A 24,583-nucleotide genomic window follows, 5' to 3' on the forward strand; every position below is an offset into this window, starting at 1 on the left:
AGCGTAAGAGTATCTTGAGGATGTCTCATAGTCATTGGTATAGTTTGTTCTATCCACCAATGATGCAGGCAGATCCTTTCCTCTTCGTGAAAGGGGATACACTCTATCTTTTCTATGAGTATATGCCAATTGGAAAAGGGCTCGGAGTAATCAAGATGACATATACTGAGGATCTTCAGCATTGGTCAGAACCTCTTCAAATCACTCAGGAACCGGATTGCCACTTTTCTTACCCGTGGGTGTTCGAAGAGGATGGTGTTGTCTATATGATGCCAGAGACAGGATGTGACCATAACATACGTCTATATAGAGCTGTCAACGAAGAATTGACGGAATGGGTGGTTGATAGTGTTATCCTTGAACGTAAACAGGAGGATTGGAATGAAATAAAATTTGACTTTGCTGACAGTTGTATCTATAAGAAGGATGGCGTGTATTATCTCTTTACATCATATTATAAAAACAACGGGTATTTTTTAGAACTCTACACGTCAAAAGGTTTGAAAGGACCATACGCTTTGCATCCGGCTTCTCCTGTTTGTGAAGGAAACAAATATGGGCGTTGTGCTGGTAGTCTGATTGAGATTGATGGAAAATTATATCGTCCTACTCAGGATTGTGTGACAAGATATGGAGGTCAGACGCATATCATGGAGATAGACGAACTGACCCCCACAATCTATAAAGAGCATCTGGTTAGAGAGAATATAATGCCACAAGACGAAGCTTTCTTTCGCGAGGGTGGACATCAAATTAACTTTACTCAGTTTAAAGGTAAAACAATTGTAGCAACCGATGCAGGTTATGGTACATCTTTCTTTCTTGAGAGAATCCGTATAAAGATACTGAAATTGTTGGGATTAAAAGATAATAAACCATATTGAGAATGTGAATAAAAGTCAAAGAGGATTATAAACAGAAAGTATTATTTCACTTTTAAGCTAATATGTCCATCCTATTTGTAATAGAGAATGCCAATCTTCGAGGAGGTACAGAAATACAATCATTAAACCTTCTACATGCACTGCGTGCTGCAGGGGAGGATGTATGTCTGCTATCTCTTGTTCCTTACGAAGGTGAGGATGAGCATGTACTTTCTTTAAGTGAGGAGGAGTATGCTAAATGGATGGGTATCGCCTCTAAAATATGGAATAAACTTTCATTTTCAATTCTGAGTGATTATGTTTTACGGAAAACCCTGAGAAATATAATTAAGGAACAGAAGCCTTCTGTATTAATCAATCAAACGTATGATATTATAACTGCACTTCCTACCGGTAAGCGTGTCGCTCAGGTCTTTCATTGGTCTATTGTAGGGTATGAAGCCTCTCTAAGATCCAATATTAATAAAAAAGGATTATTTGTACGATACCTATCGCTTTTTTGCGAGTTTGGAAGGCGTTACCGAAGGCATAGGATATTGTCGCGGATTTCGAAACTTATAGTGTTGTCAAATGCTGCAATAGGTGAATTGAAAAAACTTAACATAAAAGTACGGGATGAACAGATAGCTGTAATTCCTAATTTCCTATCTAAAAGTAAAGATAGTCTTATACACTCATCTCTAAAAAATAACAATGTGGTCTTTGTGGGGCGTCTTTCTCATGAAAAGGGTGTTTTGCGATTACTTCGTATCTGGAAGCGCATTTCTCATGTGATGCCTCAGCTCAAACTCTCTATTTATGGAGAGGGGACTGCGCGTAGTGTGATGGAAACATACATTCGTAAAGAGAATCTGCAAAATGTCGTCTTTTGTGGTTTTTGCAGATCGACAGATGATATATATACACATGCCGACCTTCTGCTGATGACGTCGGATACGGAGGGCTTTGGACTTGTTCTTATAGAGGCGATGTACTATGGAGTACCATGTGTTAGTTTTGATTGTCCTATTTCGCCTAAGGAAATCATTGCTGATGCTGGAATTACCATTCCTTGTTTTGATGAAAAAAAATATGCCCAAAAGGTTGTTGAATTATTATCAGATGGGAAAACTTTAAAGACACTCCAACGGAAGGCAATATGCAGAGCACGTGATTTCTATTTAGATAAAATAATAGATAAATGGATAAAACTAGAAACTCATACTATATGCAAAGAATAAACTGGATAGACTGGGCCAAGGCCTTAGGAATTCTTTTGGTTGTGATGGGGCATAGTAATTATGCTCAGGACGATATCAATCCCATGATATTTATGATTCACATGCCATTGTTCTTTGTGGTAAGTGGATATCTGTTTAAGACAGACAAGGGCTTAAAAGCGATAACACAATCAAATATCAGGACTCTCCTAATTCCCTACATTCTTTTTAATGCGATATGGATGATTTATATATTAGTGACGGCCTTAATAAAGCTGTTGTTGGGTATTGATCCGGAATGGGCATCATTTATGGATACTTTATATCAGACAGTTGTTGGTATTCCTGGTGATTTATTCTGCGGTACATCATGGTTCCTGTTAGCTCTTATTTGGTGTAAATATATACTGTATGCTTTTGAGATGGGAGGGCATTTATGGAAGAAGGTAGTTATTGCGATTTTGTGGATGGCAACATTTATTGCGATACAGATATATAATCCACAGAGTCCTCTTTGCTTTAATGCTGGTGTGGCAGGATGTCTGTGGTTCGCCACTGGTTACTACATCAAGAAATACCGCGAAAAGATACATGTGTCAAAATGGATCTGGGCAATAGCAATACCAATTGCTTTTATTGCTTGTCTTTACGTTTGCCGACTTCAAGGAAACTGTAACTATCTTGTTGGGAATGTAAAAGGACTTTGGGGCTTGGCTGGAACAGCAGCAGGCTTGGTGTCATTCTTTGGCGTTTGTGTGTTGCTTGACCAGTTTAACTCAAAACTTATCATGCGAATATCTTCAGCCTCGATAGTCATTATGTGTCTTCACATGATGGTAATGATTAATTTGCAGAAGGCTGTTCACTATCAGTATCACCTAGGTGTAACTCTTCTTGGAGATATTGCCATCGTTTTGATTCTTACAGCCGTTTTCCCGTTGCTGCAAAAATATACACCATGGCTGATAGGCTATAGAAAATAATAGACGTAATGAAAAGATTAGAATATCTTGACCAGATCAAAGGCATTGCCATCTTTCTGATGGTAATGGGGCATGTGATTCTGTTTACCTTTAGAGTGGAAAACTGTACAATAGAGAAGATGTTTTTCTTCAACATGCCGGCATTCTTTTATGTATCTGGCTATCTGCTGTATAAGGAGATTGATAATGTGGAGGATTTTCTTGGAAGACTGAAGCATAAAGCAGCCAGACTGTTACCTCCATGGATTACTGTAACGGTAGTGATGGCAGAATACATGGGATGGGGATTCTTTAATACTTTATGCATATTCTATTGGTTCTTCTATGTGCTTTTCCTCCTGACATTGATTATCATTGTGCTGGATTTTATATTATTTCGCCACCTTAGGAATCCATACATATATTGCATTGCCCTCATGATAATCCCAACCGTTTCTGCGGTGTTAAAATTCATGGGCTATAGTGGCTATCTGCCAGCTCCATGGCTTTGTATGTATTCACTTCCTTTCCTTTTCGGGTGGGTGTGCAGAAAGTATGAAAAAGTGAATGACTTTGTTTTAAACAATCAGATTCTTTTCGTAATTGCTTTGGTCATTTTCCTTTTGACGTGGTATAAGGCAGACGTAGCAAACAACTATATACAGATTGTAGCTGCTATTGCCGGAATTATTGTGGTACAGTCTGTTTTGTATCATAGAGAGGTCGCTGGCAAGAAAATGGCGATTGTCAGCAAAATAGGAAGGAGCTCGTTGGCGATTTATGCCCTTAATAATTTCTTCCTTCCAGACCTTGGGGGGGGGGGCAATTTGTTTGCAGGGAAAGGCCTTGTTCTGGAGATTATCGCAATAGGTGGAGTAACGATTGCAGTCATTGCGTGTTGCATCGTTGTGGAAACTGTCTTTCATAACAATAAGTATTTGAGTAAGATATTGTAAGAATATGTTCTTGGAAATTCAAAAAGCAGATAAAAGTCAAAAAGACATCTATTTAGATAGAAATGTAACGGATGCCTTGAAGTTCATTGCATGTATGATGGTTGCAATGAGCCATTATAGTGGTTATGTACTTGCTAATGACTTGTCTTCAAATATCATATATAAAGTGTTTGCTGCTACAGGGGGATATCTCGGTGTGGCGATATTCTTTTTTCTAAGTGGTTTCGGGCTGATGATGAGTGACATGAAACATCATCTTAGCCCAATAGAATTTATTAAAAGACGATTGGTGAAGACGTGGCTGCCGGCTGTCTTAGTATCAGCTATTTGGCTGGGAATAGCTTGGATGGTGGACTTAGATTTGCTTTGTAACAAGCATTATTTCCTAGGTATTCTGTGGAGGTTCAATGATGAAGTGATGTGGTTTGTTCAAACGATCATCATTATGTATGGCTTCTTTTGCCTTTACAGAATTGCCCCCCCCACCACATTATTTTTGCAACTAATAAAGCTCATAATCTTTGGATTCGCGGCTTATTGGACAATACGTTTGACGGGTATCGGATCTTCTCTAAGTGTTCCTTTGTTCTTTCTTGGCATTGCTGTGGCAGAGGTCCCGGAATTAATCAAGCGGACATTAAATAATATCGTGATACTTATTGTTATGGGAATCGTTGCTATAATATTGTTGTGGATGTTTCGTCATGATAATTACTTGATGCATGGATGGGGTAACTATATTAGTTTAACTTTGATGTTACTAGTTTTTACCCACTACAATATAACGATTAGCACGTTACCTAAGTGGTTGGGCTCATCTTCTTATGATGTGTATTTGGTCCATTACAAAACACACTTGTTTATAGTTCATTACATGACGGTAGATGCTCTTTATATGTTTTTGGGTGGTACAGCGCTTGTTACTTTGGTATTCTATAAACTAAGAAAGATATTGGGAGTTTAATGAATCGTTTATATTATGAGTGTCAATAATATCTATATATGTGTTACCCCATTCTTCCCTTCTCCTACACACTGGCAGGGTGCCTATGTGTTGGATCAGGTCAAGGCTATCAAAAGGAATTCGGACTTTGAGGTGGTGGTGTTTAAAACGAATTCTCTAAACTCAAAGGAGGAGGACTATGACATTGATGGGGTGCATGTATACTCGATTCGTCCATTTCTCATGCCATCATATATTCTCAACGGCCTGACAGAGGGGTTAGTAGGAACGCTGTTCGTGAGGAAACTGCGTCAGATAGGAATAGATCCAATGGACGTGGCCTTTGTGCATTGTCACACAGCCAGTCATGCTGCTTTTGGATTTGGTGTAAGAAAGGTGAATCCTAACGCAAAGGTACTGGTTCAGTTCCATGACTTAGACCCCTATACACTGCGCAACGGGAAATGGGCTGATAAGCGATGGAACGTAAGGTATCGTGCAAGAAAGAGCCTGGAGGCTTTTGAAAGGGCAGACTTGCTGATAAGCATTAGTACACCTGTTCAGGACAACCTGTTGGCATTCCCGAAAGCCCGTCCGGAGGAGATCTATCCCAGTTATTTGGCAAGACTAGAGCATTTGAAGGATTTCCCAAGTCTTAAATCGCGTAAGACTTATATCCTGTACAACGGAGTAGATACAAGTCTGTTTAATCCAGAAATTAAGAAGCAACATGATTATTTTAGGATTGGATGTATCGGCAATTTCCAAGAACTTAAGGATCACATAACGCTCATCAAGGCTTTCGATATTCTAATAAAGAAGGGATATACCAATATGCGTCTGTCACTATTGGGGACGGGTGAAACGCGTCCGATGTGTGAGAATTACATCAGGGAGCATGGCTTGGAGGAATATGTAGAATGGCCAAATGAAGTCCCACATGATAAGTTGCCAGACTATTACAGGTCGTTGGACTTGTTCGTACTGCCCAGTGTCTATGAAGGCTTTGGGTGTGTCTATACAGAAGCATACGCATGCGGTGTGCCATTCATGGGCGTATATAACCAAGGGGCTGCAGAAGTCATCGCTCCGGAAGAACGCGTCAAGTGGTTGATACAACCTCACGATTATGCCGGTTTGGCCGATTTGATAGCGAATTATTATCTTCATAGGGAAACACAAACCCTATGTTGCCCAATAGATATAATTGTATTAATTATGAATTTCTTGAAGTTTATAAAAAATTTATGAGAAAATACTTGTTACTGATGTTTCTGCTTGTTAATGTGACGGCAGAATATTTTCTCTTGGCATCCATATCGAAGATAGTTTTTTATATCGTACTGGCATTAAGTGTATTCGTATGCATTGGTGATGTAAAAGTGATTCGTAAAGGATTAAAGAAGTGCCCATTTTTTTGTGGTGGGCTATGCTGTATATTGGTTATCAGTTTACAGTAGGCTTAAATACCTTGAATTTAGAGAATGTCATATATGTTATTGCAAAAATTGCCACTTTTGGTATTCTGTTATGCAGTATAGCGGTACATTATGATTATTATTTTCAAAAAATATATACACCACTTGGGTATATTTATTGGCATTTTACTATTTGTTGGCTTTAACTATGTGTCATATTCTGGCTTCAGATCATATGGTTTCTTCAATCCAAATGCTGGAAGTTTTATAGCACTGATTGGTGCTTCTTGTTTCCTATTTAAAGATAAAAAACTTAATCTGGTAGAAAAAATCATTTTATGGTTCTGCATATTATGTGTTGTCACAGGTCATAGCCGAAATACCTTAGCAATGTTGCTTATTATGGTTTTGTTCAAGTATAAGCTATCGCCCAAGCTTATTGCTGTTGGATTATTTGCCATGTTGTTCTTTGTTTTTGTCTTACCAATCATCGGACTTGAAGTAGAGGCCGTTAATCGTTTGGTTGGAACTTTGGACGGTTCCATTTCTATGGATCGAGAAAAACAACGTATGGCAGCTTTGTGGATGATAGGACAACACATGTGGGATGGTAATGGTTTTAACTTTACAAACTATGGTGATGCTGAATTCCTGACGGAACTTGGCGCGCATAACGGGTATTTAACTACCTTTGAACAAATGGGCTGCCTTTTTGCAAGTATCTGGTTTGTAGTGTTGTTCGAATGCCTATGGAGAATTAGAAAGTTGTATAGGGTAGATGACCTAAATGTTAAGCGCCACTTTGCACTTGTTGTTGCTATTATCTTTGCAGCAATGAATGAAGATATCTTTGTCGGGGTAAATAACTTTACAACCAATTTTTTCTTTATGTCTCTTGCTATTTTATCATTTTATCAACAACAATCTAAGCATGATGGACAAGTACGTATATCCTAAATTGCCTGCAGCAATCTGTGCACTTCCTTTTGTACGTTTGTCTGGAAGTGGTTTGGCAAATTGCCTCTTTGTCTATGCAAGGGCAATAAAACAAATATTGACTCATGGCGGAGAACTGATTACTCCAACGTGGGCAAATCTGTCTTTAGGTCCTTATATTCGACATCAGCAAGATAAACGGCACTATTTAGGGTTGTTTTCTAGTGCTAATGAAATAAGCGGTATAAAAAAGTTACTACTTTTGTCCGTATGTAAACGTAGAATAAAGGTAATAGAGGGATTAGATCCGTATTTCGCAGATCTATTAGATAATGCGAAAGAAATCTGTCGCTATATAGAAATTCATGTTAAACCAAACGTTCTTTTGTCCGTTAAAGAATATGATTTTTCAAATTGTGTTGCTATTCATATAAGAATGGGCGATTATCCAGAAAAGTTCAGAGTCCCAATAAGTTGGTATCTTTTGAAGATAGACGAACTTAAGAAACAAAATCCTGATTACAAGTTCTTAATATTTTCAGATGGAAGTGATTATGAATTAAATGAACTCCTATCTGTGACAGATGTAAAACGAGTTTTTTTCGGGAATGCCTTAGCAGATATCTTCGCTATCAGCAAGTGTTGTTATATGATAGGATCGGATAGCACTTTTTCCGGTTGGGGGGCGTTTCTTGGTCAGGTGCCATGTGTTTTTTACCGAAAACATTTCGGTCCCGTGTTAAAAGATAGTTCTAAAGAGATTGTTGAGAATAATGAGAATCTTTGGTGAAGTCATGGAACTCGTATTATTTTCTAATTCTGAGTCACCATCAAGTATTAGCTGTAGATGAGTTATACAGGTTACTTGATGATGATTTCCGATTTGTGGCAACTCTTCCTCGTAATGAAAAGGAACTGAAAGGAGGTACGGACTACTCTACACGACCATTGACAATTAGCCGAAAATATTGAAAAGCAGTATAAAGAACATGACGTACAACATCTTTGTCAGCCTTATGATATTGATGAATTGATAAAGGATTTCATACTATATATTGAGCTAATATGAGCAAATATCTAAAAAGTGAATATCTACTTTTGCTATTCCTCATTGTGAATATGACGGCAGAATACATCATGCTTGCATCAATCTCTAAGATGGTTTTCTATGGGGTGTTGGCATTAAGTATGCCTATATGCATGATGAATTTGAATATCATCAAAGATGGATTTAAACAATGTCCCTACATGGCTTGGTGGATTATTATTTATATTATATATCAATCTACTGTGGGAATCAAATATGCAACAACAGAAAACCTCATTTATCTCGTAGCTAAGATTACAACATTTTGTGTGATGCTGCTTTGCATTGGCAAGAATTATAGGTTCTATTTTGAGAAAATTTCAAAGCCAATGGGCTATCTTGTTGTCTCTCTGCTTATCATCGGATTTAACAAAATGGGTATGGACTCTGCGAGTAGGGCCTTTGGTTTTTATAATGGAAATGCGGGTTGCGCAATAGCAGTGATTGGTATGGCTTGTTTCCTGTTTAAAGAAGGTAAGTATAGTAAAGTGGAGATAATATGTCTTCTTTTTTGTGCTATGTGTGTCCTGTTGGGAAGTAGTAGAAATTCATTGGCAATGATGGGAATGTTGATTATTTTTCGTTATGGCGCGTCTTCTAAACTGATTTTGGCAGGTATTATCGGCTTATTAGCAATTGTATTCGTTTTGCCGGAATTAGGTTTTGGAGTGTCTTCTGTTAATCGCATGATAGGCACTTTTGACGGACGAATATCCATCGACCGCGATGATCAACGTGAGGCTGCCCGCTGGATGATTGAACAACATCCGTGGGATGGTAACGGTTTTAATTTCGTGAATTATGGATATGCTTTAAGTTTAACAGATCTGGGAGCGCATAATGGTTATCTCAATATGCTCGAACAAATGGGGTATGGCTTTGGCGGTCTTTGGTTAGGAATACTTATTTTAGGGGTGGTAAAAAACCTAAAATTATATAAAGAAAGTAACATATATGTTCGCAAGTATTTGGGAATAATGCTGGCTATATTGTTTGGAGCAAATCAGGAAAGTTATCTTTCTGGTGTTAACCAGTTTACGACAAACATGCTATATGTTTCAATGGTTGTATTATGGATGTACAGTTACAATAAAAAAACAGGGAAAATAACAGCATGAAGATATTATATTGTGTAAATATCCCTTCTCCTTATCGTGTGGATTTCTTTAATGAGTTGGGTAAGCATTGTGAACTGACGGTATGTTTTGAACGCAACACCTCAAGCGAGCGTGATAGCAGATGGGTAGCATCCGCAGCGAAACACTATAAGGCCATAAATCTGGAACTGCGTCCGTTCAGTTATGACAGGACAATCAGTTTCGGGCTGTTGAATTATGTCAGGAAGAGTGATGCAGATATAATAGTTTTAGCCAATTACTATTCCCCCTCAGCAATGCTTGCAATTAGCTATTGCAGGTTGACAGGCAAGAACTTCTACATGGAAGGCGATGGGGGCTTTTTTGAATATGACAGTTTCCCGAAGAAATTATTGAAGAAATGGTTAATACTGGGATCAACAGGCTACTTCACAACATGTGATGAAAGTATAAAATATTTAAAATACCTTGGTTACAGAGAAGATCGAATTTACAAATATCCGTTTTCTTCTATAAAAGAAACGGAAATCGTATCAACATCTAAATTGACTTCAACATTCAGAAGCAATAAACGTTCACAACTTGGAATTCCAGAAGGAAAAGTCGTAATAGCTGTGGGACGTTTTATCCCACTTAAATGTTTTGATGTTCTCATAGATGCGTTTGCTCGTTTGAAAACTCAAAATGCAGGGCTTTATATCATCGGAGGCACCCCGACTCAAAAGTACATTGACCAAGTATCTGCTTTGAAGCTCAATAATGTGCATTTTGTAGGTTTTAAGACCAAAGCAGAGCTGTCGGAATACTATGAAGCGGCAGATGTCGTTGCTTTTCCAACGAGAAAAGACGTTTGGGGATTAATCACCAACGAAGCCATGGCACATGGGAAACCTGTTGTGGCCACCAATGGGTGTGGCTCTGCTTTGGAAATGATAAAGGAGGGAGAGAATGGCGACATTGTTCCCATAAAGAATTATGATGCATTGGCAAAGGCAATAGATAGAGTGCTAAATGACGGGTGCGAAAAATACTCGGAAGCATGTGTTGAGACGGCTCGCCGCTACACGATAGAAACCATGGTGGATGCCCACCTAAAGGTATGGGGAATAAAACAATGAAGATATTACATACTACACCAACACTGGATATTTCGTATGGTGGTCCAAGTACCTGCACATACTACCTGGTAAAGGGGCTAAACGAGTTAGTACCGACTGATGTACTGACGTTAAGGAGTGAGAAATTAATATGGAAGGATACTTTTATCAAGGCCCTGCCTAATGATGCCTTTTCGCCTTTCTTGTATTCAAGAAATTTTGGGAAGTACATTAATGATCACGCAAGTGAATATGACTTTGTACATGCCAATGTTATCTGGTATTACTTCTCACATCAGGCCCGAAAAGCTGCAGAAAGAGCAGGAATACCCTTTGTGTTGTCGCCACATGGGATGCTTTATCCTAATGCATTGAAGGGAAGGTCTTCATGGAAGAAAAAGTTAACTATGCCGCTGTTTCAACGTGAAGACTTGGAGAAGGCTACAATATTGCATGCTACTTGTAAGCAGGAAATGAAACATCTAAGGGCATTGGGGTTGAAACAACCGATAGCAGTTGTTCCCAACTGCCTTAACATCGATGAAGACTATCTTCGCATGAGTGACGAAAAGCGGCCAGAGAATAATAGAAGACGTTTTGGCTTTGTGGGAAGAGTGGCACGTATCAAGAACATAGATCGCATCATAGAGGCATGGAAGAAGTTGGATGATAAGACTCAAGATGCAGAGTTGGTGATAATTGGTAGCGGAGATGAGGTTTATCTATCAGAATTAAAGCAATATGTGGCAGAGAACCAGTTGAAGAACGTATCATTCACAGGCTTCCTGACTGGAGATAAATTGAAGGCGGAAGTACACAAACTTGATGTGCAATTATTGGTAAGCACCAGTGAAAATTTTGGCATGGTTGTGCCAGAAGCCCTGATTAATCGTGTACCTGTGATAGCTGCTTATGGTACGCCTTGGGAAGAATTGCCAGAAAAAAACTGTGGATGGTGGATTGACAACAGTGTTGATTCGATAGCGGAAACTATTGAACAGGTTTTGCAATTGTCAGAAAGCACGCGGCTTGTAATGGGTGAGAACGGGCGTCAACTTGTACTTGAGAAATACAGTATGGAGAATGTCGCAAAAAAGATGAAGTCTGTGTATGATTACGTATTAGGTTATGGCACAAAAACGGAAGACATATATGAATAGGAAGAAAGTTGATTTAGGCTCATATAATTGCGACTGGCACGATTGTGGAGGCAGCGGGTTAAAGATAAAAGTATGGTATTTCTTCAATGCATTGTTTTTAAGGAATATTCTGTGCCCATTTATGGGAATAAAACGTACCGTACTTAGAATGTTTGGTGCCAAAATAGGCTCAGGTGTATGGATAAAACCAGGAGTAAATGTAAAATATCCATGGAATCTAACTATTGGCAACAATGTCTGGATAGGTGAAAATGTATGGATAGAAAACAATGAGCCTGTAACAATCGGCGATAATGTGTCCATTAGTCAAAATGCCATTTTACTTTGTGGTAACCACAACTATAAGAAAACAACTTTTGACCTGATGGTTGGTAAAATATCAATAGAAGAAGGTGCTTGGGTAGGAGCGGGAAGTATGGTGTGTCCTGGAGTTACTCTACATAGCCATGCTGTTTTAGCTGTATATTCTGTTGCAAATAAGGATTTGGATGCATATGGAATTTATCAGGGGAATCCAGCCCAAAAGGTTCGTGAACGTATAATAGAATAGTGTTATGAAGATATCAATTATAACAGCAACGTATAACAGAGCACATATCATACGAGATTGTATAGAGAGTGTACTCAAACAGGAGTTCAAAGATTATGAATATATTATTGTTGATGGTGTATCCAAAGATAACACCATTGATATTATAAAGGAATATGAACCAAAATTTGAAGGACGTCTACGATGGATTTCTGAAGCAGATGAAGGACTATATGATGCTATAAATAAGGGGATAAGGATGGCTAAGGGTGATGTTGTCGGTATAATTAATTCCGACGACTTCTTTCATAGAAGCGATACGTTTAAATTGATAGCACATGCTTTTGATGACCCTATGGTTGAGGCAATCTATGGTGATGATAGAGTCGTATCAGGAGATGATGTCAACAAAGAACTCAGAATAACGAGGGCGTCGTATTTCAGAACATGGATGTATCGCATTGGCTTGATGCCGGGGCATCAAACTTTTTATGCAAAACGGGAACTTTTTGAGAAATATGGCTATTACAAAACAGACTATAAGATTGCTGCTGATTTCGAGTTGATGCTTCGTTTTATATATGTAAATGGTGTGAAGACAAAATATATACCAGAAACCATAATGACATTTAGAGTAGGTGGCGTAAGTACCCAACTCGCAAATAAATTGCTTCTGAATAAGGAAACAGTGAGAGCCTGCAGAGAGAATGGGCTGTTTTGCATAGAACCTTTAATTTGGTTTAAATATTTGTTTAAACTAAACAGAATCTTTGGTTAAGATTAATAGTTTTGGAAATGAGGAAAAAGAAGTTTAGTGGCAAGAATATCTTGGTATTAGAAGGCTATTGTAAACAATGTCTTCCATTTATACGCGGCTTTAAAGAATTAGGGTGTGAGGTATCGGTGTTATGCGGCTCTAAACTGGACTGTGGCTATGCTTCACGTTTACCTGATCATAAGATTCTTGGCATTTGTGACCTGCATGATAAGAAGGGATCAGAAAAATATATAGTTAATCTTATAAAAACAGGAAAATACGATTTAGTTTTTCCAGTGTTTGAGTTTGGCGCAAGAATATTGGCACATCATAAAGAGGAACTTGCTAAATATGCTATCATATGGGTAAATGATAAAGAGATTTTTGACAGAGCCAATGATAAAAATGAGGTGATGAGAGTATGTATGGAAAATGGTCTGCCATGCCCCAAAACACTTTTTGATGTGACTAAACCAGAAGACGTAAACGAAGGCGGTTTAGATTATCCTATCATTATAAAACCTCGTAGTATGTTTGGAGCTCGTGGATTCCATGTTTTTTATAACGAAACAGAATTGAAAGAATATATTGAGGCTCGACATATTTATTTAGCTGATTATGTAGTACAGGAATGCATACCATTAGATAGTCATGTGATAGCAGGCAATGTGTACGTGGACAGAGACGGAGAGGTGAAAAGTTCTTTCATCTATGACAGTATACATTTGTACCCTGAAGACGGTGGTACCAGTACAATGAATGTTTTGATAGATCGCAAGGATATACATGAAACATGTTCAGCACTTGTCAAGAAAATGAATCTCCGAGGGGTCATTGGTATTGACATGATGATAGATAAACGAGATAATGTAGCAAAGGTGATAGAGATAAATCCTCGTGCAAGCCATGCCATAACTATAGGATTTCTCTCTGGTTTTAATCTTTGCCAGCAAATACTTGAAGATGCTTATAATCAACCTGTAACACGCTTTGACAAGAGTGATACAAGTCTATGTCTCAGAATAGGGCAAACGGATATGTTGTGGTTCCTGAAGAGTAAAAATAGATTCAAAAAATCTCCTTGTAGGTTAGGATACAAAAAGGTTAGGGAACAGATGTTCTATTGGGATGACCCTCTCCCTTGGTTCGCTTTCCTACTGGATGGACTTAAGGATTTTAGAAAAAAAATGAAAGAGAAGAGACTATAAAATAACTGAAAAAAGCTTTTATATTTTACAAAACGATGAGAGATAGCAAATATATCATGAGTAAGGGTAGATTTGATTACTTAGATGTTGCCAAAGGATTAGGTATGCTCACTATTATCTGGGGACATATTGGCTTTGGATGGTTGAGCAATGCATCATTTATTCATTTCATATCCCATTGTTCTTTTTTTTGAGCGGTTCTGTTTTTTTTCGAGACAGATATCCAGAATTTCAAGGTTTTATAAAAAAAGAATAAGAAGCCTGTTGCTGCCATATATGTTTTGGTCGGTATTCACAAGATAATTTGGGCTGCTTTTGCATATTTTAGTCATGTTCCTGTAGACAGTTATTGGATGCCATTACTGCAAACTTTTATTTCTCAGGGCTCGGAGGGATATTTGGTCCATAATGTTCCACTTTGGTTCGTCATGTGCTTATTTGTTGTTGAAGTTCTTTATTATTTTTTGTCATATCTAAAAGAGGAACTAATTGTTCTTTTGAGTATCGCTTTTGGCGTATTGGGGGTGTTAACTATAAAAGCAACTTTCTTTGATTTCAGCACATTGCCATGGAGTATTGATGTGGCTTTTATGGCTCTGCCTTTTTATATGGCTGGTAACTTATTGGTGAAGCATTTTCCTCATGAAATGATTGTATGTTCAATAAATAGGTATTGGGGGAGGAGTGTTCTTGTATTTGTTGTGTCATCTTTTATTGTCTATTGTGGCGCTAACTATAATGGAATAATTTCGATGGGACATTCATATTTAGGTCGTAGCCCAAGTGTGTTTTACATCACAGCTTTTGTGGGTATTATTGCTTTTGTTATTTTTAGTATTGCAATAAATAATCTATCATTAAAGATTGTCAGTGGAATTAAGTGGATTGGACGAAATAGTTTTCGCGTTATGGCAATCCATAACCCTATAAAGGGAGTATTAGTATTACTTCTAGTTAAGTTTACTGGTGGTTCTACATTGGATTTTATAAATTTTATCATCGCTTTTGCCTTGACTTGCATAATAACTATTTTTGTTGGTTTATATAGTGGAACACATTAAAAATAAGTACTTTAGTACTACTAAAACAACTCTGCAGATAATGATTATTCTTGTTACCGGTTCCGCAGGTATGATAGGCGGGTATGTTGTAAAAGGCTTGATAGAGAAAGGTCATACGGTTATTGGTGTTGACCGAGTAAAGCCAAAGGTGAAGTTTCCTGGATTAACGTCCGTCATCTTGGATCTGTCATCCAAAGATGACGTGATGCGGGTGTTTAGTGAAAACAAAATTGACCGCTGTATTCATCTTGCGGCTCTGGCCCATACGGCTGGCGTGAAGGATGTTACATGGGAAGCATTCAAAAAGGTGAATGTTGATATGGCGGAAAATGTGTTTGAGGCTTGTGCAAAGTATGATGTGCCGGTGTTGTTTATCAGTACTGTTGATGCCATTGGTATGGTGAAGGGCTTAATTACGCCCGATACGGAATTGAATCCAGTATCTAATTATGGTAAAAGCAAAGCACTGGCTGAAGGGAGACTGAAAGAGATTTGCAAGATATGGAACATCTATCGCTTCTCTCCTGTATATACACAAGACGTTAAACGTGATATAGAGAAACGTTATTACTTGAAATATCCAAACTTTGCTTACTTAATAGGTGGAGGTCAACAGTTTGAGGTGCTTGATGTCACGAAAGCAGTAGCCTCTATGGTTGACTGGGTAGACAAGAAAGTGGATAACACTATTCATTTCATTAAGGATGATGAGTTGCTGGATAGTGCTAAGGTTATAGCGGAAGAGAGCGCTGAAGGTAGGGCTAAAAATGTTTTTCGCATACCTCGCTGGATGGTAGTATGTGGGTATTATTGCATCAAACTTGTGTTTGGAAAGAGTAATAAGACCTATTTAGTGTTCAAAGCATTGTGGCCGTTTAGGACGGTATCTTTAAATTGAAAACAAAATATAAGATAGCAGCAGTTTGCCTTGTATTTTTCCTCGGTGTATTATATTTAAACTGGAAATATGAGGTGATTGCCTTCAATCCTTTTTCTGGAGAAGAAGAATGTGAACTGAAAGTAATGACATGGAATGTGCATTGTTCAAGGGGCACGGACAGCATCAGGCAAAGAAAAATAGCAGATTTGATTCTTAAGGAAGATGCAGATTTTGTGCAACTAAATGAATATAATCAGGATAGTTGCATGGTGATGGATTCGCTTCTTAAAACGAAGTACCCTTTTACTGAAGAGTTTCGAAGCCATCAAATCTGTGGGGATATTTTTTACTGTAAAAGAGCCATGACAAATTCTGGGCATGTATATATCCCAACTCCAGGGAAATCGATACAAACGATTAAGGCCACAATAGCCTTAGTTGATGATTCTGTGCAGATATTCGGTGTTCATATGGCGAGCAATCGCTATGATAATAGTACTATTGAGAAAGAACTTGTAAGTGACACCACATCATATGATAGATATAAGGATGCACAGGATAATCGCTGTTTTCAAGCACGTTGGACGAAAATAGCGGTTCTTGAATCTGAGTATCCAGTAATAGTGATGGGTGATATGAATGATTTTAGTTGCTCTGCTCCGTTAGATACACTTTCTACTTGTGGATTGAAAAATGCATGGTGGGAAGGGGGAAATGGATATGGAACTACTTACCATGATGGCTGGATGCGGTTGAGAATTGATCACATACTGCATTCGGATAAGTTGAAATTGCAATGCATTAAAGTAATAGATTCTGATCTTAGTGACCATAACCCAGTTGTAGCTGGGTTTAATGTAAACAATTGATAGATATGTATAGTTTTATTAAAAGAGTATTTGATTTTATATGTGCGTTTATTGCACTTGTGGTTTTATCTCCAGTTTTCCTTTTTACTATTGTTGGAATACTAATTAGTGACTGGGGACCGATATTCTATAAGGCCAATCGCATCGGTAAAGGGAATAAGCCGTTCAAAATGTTTAAGTTCAGGTCGATGAAAGTGCTGAAAGCACCAAAGAAGGGCGCAGAAGCAAGTCTGAGACCTGATGAAGACCGTATATTCCCATTCGGTCATTTCATCCGTAAAGCTAAGATTGATGAACTGCCTCAGTTGATAAATATACTTAATGGTAGCATGTCTATTATTGGCCCTCGTCCTGTGGCTGAAGACCAATTCGATATGTTCCGCTATGGCAAGTGGAATGAGGCTGCTAAGGTTTCCGTAGGTCTGAGTGGTCCAGCTGCTCTGTATGACTATATCTATGGTGACCAGTTTACTGATGAAAAGGAATATATGGAGAAAGTGTATCCTACTCGTCGAGAGTTAGAATATACATACGTGCAGAAAACTGGTATCTTCTATGATTTAAAGATGATAGTTTATACAGTTATCTGTATTCTTTATGCTCTTGCTGGTAAGGAGTGTACATGGATTTTAAATGAACTTAAGGCAGATGCTGCTCAAAGTATGTCTCAGAGTGTTTAATGATTTAAGAGTTAAGGAAGAATTATGAAATTCTTATTAGTAGTTGCGCATCCTGACGACGAGGTCTTGGGATGTGGCGCATCGATTTACAAGTGGACAAGACTGGGTGATACGGTGGACGTGTGTATCATGAGCGCAGAGGCGAAGGCTCGTGCTTTCCGCCCAGAAGATAATGAGTTGGAGGATGACACTCATGCTGCATTGGCATACATTGGTGTGAATAAGGAGTATGAGGGCAAGTTCCCAAACATAGAAATGAATACTGTGCCTCATCTTCAACTGGTGCAACATATCGAGGCTGCCATCAAGGAGAGTGAGCCGGATATCATCATCACGCATCATCCTGCCGACACAAACAATGACCACCTACAGACCAGTATGGCCTGTCAAGAGGCAATTCGTTTGTTCCAGCGTAGGACGGATGTGAAGCCTATCAAGGAGTTTTGGTATATGGAGGTTCCTTCATGCACAGAATGGGCATTGAATACCGCCATGAATAGGTTCCAGCCAAATACTTGGGTTGAAGTTGGTAAAGAAGGAGTAGATGCCAAGGTGAAGGCTTTGTCGATGTACCGTGGCGTGATGCGTCCTTATCCGCATCCACGTTCTGCAGAGGCCATTGAGGGCTTTGCTGCTTATCGTGGTTGTCAGGTAGGATGCAATTATGCAGAAGCATTTGAGGTTGCCTTACGTAGACTATAAAGGTACTGTAAACTCTGTGGCTGTTTTTTACTTGTTTTGACCACAATGTGGATGAAGTTAGAATACTTTAGTATCTGACAATTTACTCACCTTCTTTTCTCTCAAACATGACTCGAAGAGTACTTTCTTTCTGTCCTGTTGTACACATTGGTTAAGACTGTGTCATATGTCTAAACTCAAATCGGGTGTTAGAAGAATATAAATCTGTGGTTGAGTTTATAAAGTGTTGAAAATAAGTTATTTGAAGAAACGGCTTCTAATGACCGATTAGGGTTTAAAGTTGGTATGTGTTTGCCTGCAGGACCTTATGTGACAGATAAAGATGTGAGGTACATCGTAGATTGTATAAAAAACTCAATTGATTTTTGATATGAACAGCGCATGTTGTTCGTATCGAAAAAGTTATACTCAACGAACAAGCGGACATCAGTTAGCGATGTTCGCTTGTTCGTTTTTTATCGACAAAAAGTATGGATAAGTTAATTGTAACTACTTGATTACCAGCCTGGGCAATAATTTGGATTTAGATAAGAGTGTAAGGTTTTCGGAAACGAAGCCAAGCAATATCTGATAAGTTCATATGTGAGCGGTGTTTCCTAAGGATTAGATATCTGATGGAAACGCCGCTCTTTTATGCTGAGATGTGCTTGCAAATGCTTGAAAATCAGTGTGGGCAACATATTGGATTTAGATATATATGAAGGCACCTTTGCAGGTTTTGATGAACGGCACGGAGCCTATGGAATAATCAATTGTTTAACTATCAAAAAACTTTTAGAATTATGAAAGAAGCAAAGCATGAACAGATGCGGCAAAATGATGTGCCACTGGAGAAAATTTTGGATGCCATGGAACTGTCAGGTAAGTGGGTGGTCAAGAGACTGAATGGAAATCCGACGAGCGGTCCATTCTCGGAATTAGTCCTGACGGAAAAGGCTGCGGTGTTCTTCCCGAAGGTTGCTTATATGAAGTGGGCATCGGGAGCGTGGAAGTGGAAGCAGGGACTAGACTTGACAACTCAGTTTATACGAATCATAAGAAGTGAGATGAGTCACCGCCTGCGCGACTGGAGAGAACGGAACGAGTCAGAAGTAACGCCTATGAATAACGAACTTGTGGCTCGGGAACTAGAACAAGCTTTGGCCGATGAACTGGAGATGGAAGAAGAGATGAAGGACTTAGGGTATGCCAATATTTTGGAATATGTGTCAGAGCATCCGCGGCTGGTAGTTTATGTGAACTTGGTTCGCGAAACGAACGACTACCGCACCATCTCGAAGAAACTGCGCATTACGATGACGGAGGTGAAGGAACTGGAAGCCGAAGTGATAAAGATTGTCAGAACTAACAGGGCTAAGTGATAATTTTTAATTCAAATAATATGGAAGTGAACTTATTGGATAAAATCTGTGTTCTTGATGCAAAAACAGTAACAAAGAAAGAGTTTGAGCAGACTTTGGGTATGTCCCGGGAAGAGTACCTGAAAGAAATGAGGCGATTTGTTGAGGAACAGCAGCGTGTCAAGGCTGCTGCAGAATCGAAATAGCCCAGATGGACATCGTCCATTCGATTAGCGAGCCCTCGTGCTAAAACAGCGCGGGGGCTTTTTTTGATACTAAAAAAATGTAAACAACATGAAGTATTTTAAGATGGAAGAATTCGAATGCCGATGTTGCGGTAAGGTTCGCTTTACTGAGAACATCGAGGCTCTGGTGGAGAATGTGTTGGATCCAGCACGGGAAAAACTGGGGATGGCAATTGCCGTAAATTCTGGTTTCCGTTGTCCAAAACACAATGCCGCTGTGGGCGGAGTGCCTCAGAGTCAGCACACGGTTGGCGAGGCGGCTGATGTCTCTCTTCTGAAATCAGGGAGCAAACTGGAACAGTTGGTTACTGTAATAGTTGAACAGGGTAAGTACGACCAAGTGATTCTTTATCCGACATTCGTACACGTTTCGTGGAAGAAAAACGGGACTAACCGACGGCAGATACTGAAGAAGTCAGGAAACGGCTATCAAAGACTGTCAAAGGGCTGATAATTAAAAGTATATGGCAAAATGGGAACAATAGACATTACAAGCGTGGTACTCGGCTTGATTACTTTGCTGAGCGGATGCGGCTGGATGGTAGACCGTAAGAAACACAGACAAGAAGTGGAAGGACTGAAAGCCGACAACCGACAGAAAGACATGGAACTGAGTAAGGAATACGTGACGGAGTTCCGCACCTTTATTGCTGAGCCCTTGCAGCGAGAGGTGGGCGAACTGCGCCAGGAAGTAAAGGAGTTGCGCAATGCGATACAAAGAATTGACCGCTGTCCTCATAGGGATGTGTGCCCTGTGTATGACGGGATGCCGCAGCAGCCGACAGATGACGGTTGCTAAGAGTGCAGAGCGGAGCGTCCTTACTGTTGAGAGTGAGAAGAAGATAGAAAGAGTGGATAGTGTGGTAGTGGAACAGAGAGACACGCTGCGCGAGGTAACCACTTTGACTATCATGACAAACGACAAGGGTGACACTCTAAAAGTGACGCAAGTGACAGAGCGCGACCAACTGCGTTCGCGGTCTGACGTAAGACACAAGAAGAAAGACGTGCTGGCAATAAGGGACACTGTGTATGTGGTTACACGAGACTCTGTATTGATTCAAGATTCGATGTCATGGCATCAAGAGAAATCAACGGATTCAAAGCAGGCTTTCGTGTCGGCTTTAGGGTGGATAATGGCTATTGCCTTAATCCTTCTTGCCACGGTAGTGCTCGTGCGTGCACGGCGTTGATGTTCGGTTTTACATCGCTTCAGGATTATCGTCGACAGATAGTCCTTAAATACAGATAGTTATTTTCTAAGAATTTTGTTTAACATAAAAAAGGAGGAAAAATGGCAAAAGTAGCTGGATTTTTGAGTCAAACCAGTGGAAGACTGGATGACAATTTTGTAATGCGCCAGACTGCATTCGGTACGGTAATAGCGAAGACACCTCGCAAGAAGGGGGTGCCTCGCCGAAGTGAGAAGCAGGCTAACATGCGGTGCCAGATGGCTAACATGGGGGCGAACTTCAAACTGTATGACGGCAAGTTGGCGCAGGCATTCGAAGGCAAGAGCGCAGGACTGAGTGATTTCAATCTGTTTGTAAGTTTAAACTATGGTAGCGGTGCGACGTACATCACCAAGCAGGAGCGCATGGCTGGAGCATGTGTGCTGGCGAGCTATCAGTTCAGCCGTGGCAGTCTGCCTGCCGTTGGGTACGCTCTCAGAGAAGGAATGCTGGTAAGCGACATCGCCCTTGGCAATCTGGTGATAGACGATGGTACGACGGTGAGCGACCTGACGATTGCGATAGTGAAGCACAACGATGATTGGGAAGATGGCGACCAACTAACGTTCTTTGACGCAGTGCAGTGGCAAGACAGCGATGGAATGCCGCGTGCTACGATGACGGCAAGTAAGGTCGTACTAGACACTACAAACGAGACCCCATTGCTGGACGTTGTGAAGTCGGAAGGCTTTACTTCCGTGGCAACATCAGACGGCAGCGGTTATGTGCTTGGTATGAATCATGCGCTGAAGAACGAAGGAGCGGCATGGGTGCACAGTCGGGAGAGTGGTAGTACCCTGAAAGTTAGCAGTCAGCGACTTCTGGTGGTGAACGATATTCTGGAGAAATACCAGAGTGATGCCGCGATGTTAGCGAGTGCGAATAGTTACGGCGGCATTAACATGAAGACTGCGTATCTGAATCCTGCATAGTGCTTTTAGGTTCAATGAACCGAACAAGGCTTTGATGAGGCAGGTTTGATTGAGGGCGGCAGCGATGCCGTCCTCTTTTTATTTCTTTTCATCGTTTGAAGACGTCATCTTGAAGTCGTCTACAAACTTCATGCCCCTCAGAATCTGACCGCTGCGCTTTACGAGGTAAGGACCGGGCTTTGCCGAGTTGTACTTTCGCGGAGCAGGCAGACTCGCTGCTATGAGCGCACACTGGCGTCGCGACAATTCCTTTGCCGTGGTGTTGAAGTTCTCGTTTGCCACCGACTCGGCTCCGTAGATACCTTTGCCCATCTCTATTGAGTTTAGGTAGACCTCCATGATGCGTTCCTTGCTCCATGTAAGTTCGATGAGGGCGGTGAAGTAAACTTCCAGTCCCTTGCGAGCCCAACTGCTTGTAGGCCAAAGAAATACGTTTTTTGCGGTCTGCTGGCTGATGGTGCTTCCTCCGCGAGCCTTCTTTCGTCCCTTCCGGTTATCCTCGAAAGCCTTCTGAATGGCATCGAAGTCGAATCCGCAATGCTCCATAAAGTGTGCATCTTCGGCGGCGATTACCGCCTTTGGGAGATGGCGCGACATCTGGTCGAGCGGAATCCAGCGGTGCTTCATCTTGAAGTCGCTGTCGCCAATCTGCTCAGCCGCGCGTATGAACATCAGGGGAGTGTAGTAAACCGGACACCACTTGTATATTAGTGCCATCGTGATGGTCGATACCAAGAATGCGATTAGTGTAATCTGAAAAGTCCTAACGATAATGTGCCAATATTTTTTCCAGCCTTTCATCTTTTTTGTTAAAAAAACAATGCGAAATTATAAAAAAATCTTTTAATACAAGATATGTCGGGCATTTTTTGTAATTTTGTCGCAAGTTTATAAACTAAAAAGTAATTTTTTAAATGGCTATAGAACTGAAAGGCCTTACTAAACGCAGTGAGGATTATTCGAAGTGGTATAATGAATTAGTGGTTAAGGCGGATTTGGCTGAGCAGGCCGACGTTCGCGGATGTATGGTTATAAAGCCTTACGGATATGCAATCTGGGAAAAAATGCAGAGAGTACTCGACGATATGTTCAAGGAGACAGGAGTACAGAATGCATATTTTCCTCTTCTTATTCCTAAGTCTTTCCTTTCTCGCGAGGCAGAGCATGTTGAGGGCTTTGCAAAGGAGTGCGCCGTGGTTACACACTACCGTCTGAAGACAAACGAGACACACGACGGCGTGATTGTTGACCCAGAGGCTAAACTCGAGGAGGAACTCATCGTCCGCCCAACATCAGAGACTATCATCTGGAACACATACAAAAACTGGATTCATTCATATCGCGATCTTCCTATTCTTTGCAACCAGTGGTGCAACGTAATGCGTTGGGAGATGCGTACACGCTTGTTCCTCCGCACATCAGAGTTCTTGTGGCAGGAAGGTCACACCGCTCATGCAACACGCGAGGAGGCCGAGGCACGCGCAAAGCAGATGCTTAAGGTTTATGCCGATTTTGCCGAGCAGTATATGGCTGTTCCTGTGGTTCAGGGCGTGAAGAGCGAGACAGAGCGTTTTGCCGGCGCACTCGACACATACACAATCGAGGCGATGATGCAGGACGGAAAGGCTCTTCAGAGCGGAACATCACACTTCCTCGGTCAGAACTTCGGAAAGGCGTTCGACGTTCAGTTTACCGACAAGGACGGAAAACTCGACTACGCATGGGCTACATCATGGGGCGTTTCAACCCGACTGATGGGTGCTCTTATCATGACACATTCTGATGACAACGGATTGGTGCTTCCTCCGGCTCTTGCTCCAATTCAGGTTGTCATCGTTCCTATTTATAAAGGTGCAGACCAGCTCGAGGCTATCAACAACAAGATTCAGCCTCTCATTGACAAGTTCAAGAAGATGGGCATCAGCGTGAAGTACGATAACGCAGACAACAAGCGTCCGGGCTTCAAGTTTGCCGACTACGAGCTGAAGGGTGTGCCTGTCCGCTTGGTTATGGGCGGCAGAGACCTCGAGAACAATACCGTTGAGGTTATGCGCCGCGATACCCTCGAGAAGGAGACTGTATCGTTCGACGGCATAGAGACATACGTTCAGAATCTTCTCGACGAGATTCAGAAGAACATCTTCAAGAAGGCTAAGGACTTCCGCGACGCTCACATCTACGAGTGCGACGACTACGAGGAGTTCAAGCAGAAGGTTAAGAACGGCGGCTTCTTCCTCTGCCACTGGGACGGCACAGCCGAGACCGAGGCTAAGATCAAGGCTGACACTCAGGCTACAATCCGTTGCGTTCCTTACATGTTCGAGCAGACCGAGGGCGTTGACATGGTTTCTGGCAAACCATCTAAGTGCCGAGTTCTCATTGCACGTTCATACTAACACTCAAAAGTAT

At 40.6% G+C, this 24,583-nt stretch carries 27 protein-coding genes; 26 read left to right on the top strand and 1 reads right to left on the bottom strand.

Features of this window, described 5'->3' with window-relative positions; translation table 11 throughout:
• Window positions 1-59 precede the first annotated feature (59 nt).
• The 25 genes from T538_RS0104410 to T538_RS0104530 all read left to right on the top strand — a co-directional run bounded on the left by T538_RS0104410 (window position 60) and on the right by T538_RS0104530 (window position 22,174).
• Entirely contained in the window at window positions 60-884 is an 825-nt protein-coding gene (locus T538_RS0104410; RefSeq protein ID WP_155992987.1) for a glucosamine inositolphosphorylceramide transferase family protein, read from the top strand.
• Window positions 885-946: 62 nt separating this feature from the next.
• Entirely contained in the window at window positions 947-2,104 is a 1,158-nt protein-coding gene (locus T538_RS0104415) for a glycosyltransferase (RefSeq protein WP_031532375.1), read from the top strand.
• Window positions 2,065-3,066, top strand: a complete 1,002-nt coding sequence (locus tag T538_RS0104420; protein WP_031532376.1) for an acyltransferase family protein — start codon at window positions 2,065-2,067, stop codon at window positions 3,064-3,066. The genes T538_RS0104415 and T538_RS0104420 overlap by 40 nt, the downstream gene beginning before the upstream one ends.
• Before the next feature lie 8 nt (window positions 3,067-3,074).
• A complete protein-coding gene (locus T538_RS0104425; protein ID WP_031532377.1) occupies window positions 3,075-4,001 on the top strand; it encodes an acyltransferase family protein in 927 nt (308 codons plus the stop codon).
• Window positions 4,002-4,005: 4 nt separating this feature from the next.
• Window positions 4,006-4,965 carry an acyltransferase family protein gene (locus T538_RS0104430; protein WP_031532378.1) on the top strand — a complete coding sequence of 320 codons (960 nt, stop codon included), beginning with the start codon at window positions 4,006-4,008 and terminating at the stop codon, window positions 4,963-4,965.
• A gap of 15 nt (window positions 4,966-4,980) precedes the next feature.
• Entirely contained in the window at window positions 4,981-6,195 is a 1,215-nt protein-coding gene (locus T538_RS0104435; RefSeq protein WP_031532379.1) for a glycosyltransferase family 4 protein, read from the top strand.
• A gap of 299 nt (window positions 6,196-6,494) precedes the next feature.
• Window positions 6,495-7,319, top strand: coding sequence for an O-antigen ligase family protein (locus T538_RS17015; protein ID WP_034538877.1), 825 nt, complete (start codon window positions 6,495-6,497; stop codon window positions 7,317-7,319).
• Window positions 7,294-8,088 carry an alpha-1,2-fucosyltransferase gene (locus tag T538_RS0104445; protein ID WP_051655872.1) on the top strand — a complete coding sequence of 265 codons (795 nt, stop codon included), beginning with the start codon at window positions 7,294-7,296 and terminating at the stop codon, window positions 8,086-8,088. The genes T538_RS17015 and T538_RS0104445 overlap by 26 nt, the downstream gene beginning before the upstream one ends.
• 275 nt (window positions 8,089-8,363) lie before the next feature.
• Window positions 8,364-9,503 (top strand): O-antigen ligase family protein, encoded by a 1,140-nt coding sequence (locus T538_RS0104450; protein ID WP_031532382.1) that lies wholly within the window; start codon window positions 8,364-8,366, stop codon window positions 9,501-9,503.
• Complete coding sequence (locus T538_RS0104455; protein ID WP_031532383.1) at window positions 9,500-10,600, top strand: glycosyltransferase family 4 protein; 1,101 nt, start codon at window positions 9,500-9,502, stop codon at window positions 10,598-10,600. The genes T538_RS0104450 and T538_RS0104455 overlap by 4 nt, the downstream gene beginning before the upstream one ends.
• The gene (locus tag T538_RS0104460; RefSeq protein WP_031532384.1) at window positions 10,597-11,739 is read left to right on the top strand and encodes a glycosyltransferase; all 1,143 of its coding nucleotides are present in this window, start codon (window positions 10,597-10,599) and stop codon (window positions 11,737-11,739) included. The genes T538_RS0104455 and T538_RS0104460 overlap by 4 nt, the downstream gene beginning before the upstream one ends.
• Complete coding sequence (locus T538_RS0104465) at window positions 11,732-12,289, top strand: WcaF family extracellular polysaccharide biosynthesis acetyltransferase (protein WP_031532385.1); 558 nt, start codon at window positions 11,732-11,734, stop codon at window positions 12,287-12,289. The genes T538_RS0104460 and T538_RS0104465 overlap by 8 nt, the downstream gene beginning before the upstream one ends.
• 4 nt (window positions 12,290-12,293) lie before the next feature.
• The gene (locus T538_RS0104470) at window positions 12,294-13,046 is read left to right on the top strand and encodes a glycosyltransferase family 2 protein (protein WP_031532386.1); all 753 of its coding nucleotides are present in this window, start codon (window positions 12,294-12,296) and stop codon (window positions 13,044-13,046) included.
• 17 nt (window positions 13,047-13,063) lie between these two features.
• Entirely contained in the window at window positions 13,064-14,233 is a 1,170-nt protein-coding gene (locus tag T538_RS0104475) for a carboxylate--amine ligase (RefSeq protein WP_031532387.1), read from the top strand.
• Between the two features lie 353 nt (window positions 14,234-14,586).
• A complete protein-coding gene (locus T538_RS0104480; RefSeq protein ID WP_031540839.1) occupies window positions 14,587-15,294 on the top strand; it encodes a hypothetical protein in 708 nt (235 codons plus the stop codon).
• A 40-nt stretch (window positions 15,295-15,334) separates the two neighbouring features.
• Window positions 15,335-16,192, top strand: coding sequence for an NAD-dependent epimerase/dehydratase family protein (locus T538_RS0104485; RefSeq protein ID WP_155992989.1), 858 nt, complete (start codon window positions 15,335-15,337; stop codon window positions 16,190-16,192).
• Window positions 16,189-17,043 (top strand): endonuclease/exonuclease/phosphatase family protein, encoded by an 855-nt coding sequence (locus T538_RS0104490; RefSeq protein WP_031532390.1) that lies wholly within the window; start codon window positions 16,189-16,191, stop codon window positions 17,041-17,043. Before T538_RS0104485 ends, T538_RS0104490 begins: the two co-directional genes overlap by 4 nt.
• 5 nt (window positions 17,044-17,048) lie before the next feature.
• Window positions 17,049-17,723 carry a sugar transferase gene (locus T538_RS0104495; RefSeq protein ID WP_031532391.1) on the top strand — a complete coding sequence of 225 codons (675 nt, stop codon included), beginning with the start codon at window positions 17,049-17,051 and terminating at the stop codon, window positions 17,721-17,723.
• A 24-nt stretch (window positions 17,724-17,747) separates the two neighbouring features.
• Complete coding sequence (locus T538_RS0104500) at window positions 17,748-18,425, top strand: PIG-L deacetylase family protein (protein WP_031532392.1); 678 nt, start codon at window positions 17,748-17,750, stop codon at window positions 18,423-18,425.
• Between the two features lie 782 nt (window positions 18,426-19,207).
• The gene (locus T538_RS0104505; protein ID WP_031532393.1) at window positions 19,208-19,786 is read left to right on the top strand and encodes a hypothetical protein; all 579 of its coding nucleotides are present in this window, start codon (window positions 19,208-19,210) and stop codon (window positions 19,784-19,786) included.
• Between the two features lie 20 nt (window positions 19,787-19,806).
• Entirely contained in the window at window positions 19,807-19,971 is a 165-nt protein-coding gene (locus T538_RS18325; protein WP_155992991.1) for a hypothetical protein, read from the top strand.
• Window positions 19,972-20,059: 88 nt separating this feature from the next.
• Complete coding sequence (locus T538_RS17020; protein ID WP_051655874.1) at window positions 20,060-20,461, top strand: D-Ala-D-Ala carboxypeptidase family metallohydrolase; 402 nt, start codon at window positions 20,060-20,062, stop codon at window positions 20,459-20,461.
• Between the two features lie 21 nt (window positions 20,462-20,482).
• On the top strand, window positions 20,483-20,809 hold the full coding sequence (locus T538_RS0104520) for a hypothetical protein (RefSeq protein WP_031532396.1): 327 nt from the start codon (window positions 20,483-20,485) through the stop codon (window positions 20,807-20,809).
• Window positions 20,796-21,203, top strand: coding sequence for a hypothetical protein (locus T538_RS0104525; protein ID WP_031532397.1), 408 nt, complete (start codon window positions 20,796-20,798; stop codon window positions 21,201-21,203). The genes T538_RS0104520 and T538_RS0104525 overlap by 14 nt, the downstream gene beginning before the upstream one ends.
• Window positions 21,204-21,304: 101 nt before the next feature.
• Window positions 21,305-22,174, top strand: coding sequence for a hypothetical protein (locus T538_RS0104530; protein WP_031532398.1), 870 nt, complete (start codon window positions 21,305-21,307; stop codon window positions 22,172-22,174).
• Window positions 22,175-22,252: 78 nt separating this feature from the next.
• Here T538_RS0104530 and mtgA read toward each other — a convergent pair whose 3' ends face one another.
• A complete protein-coding gene (mtgA, locus tag T538_RS0104535) occupies window positions 22,253-22,975 on the bottom strand; it encodes a monofunctional biosynthetic peptidoglycan transglycosylase (RefSeq protein WP_031532399.1) in 723 nt (240 codons plus the stop codon).
• A gap of 113 nt (window positions 22,976-23,088) precedes the next feature.
• On the opposite strand from mtgA, the gene proS reads away from it, so the two are divergent.
• The gene (proS, locus tag T538_RS0104540) at window positions 23,089-24,570 is read left to right on the top strand and encodes a proline--tRNA ligase (RefSeq protein ID WP_031532400.1); all 1,482 of its coding nucleotides are present in this window, start codon (window positions 23,089-23,091) and stop codon (window positions 24,568-24,570) included.
• Window positions 24,571-24,583: the final 13 nt, after the last annotated feature.

This window comes from Bacteroides sp. Ga6A2 (genome assembly GCF_000702225.1).
In the GTDB taxonomy this organism is placed as follows: Bacteria; Bacteroidota; Bacteroidia; order Bacteroidales; family Bacteroidaceae; genus Ga6A1.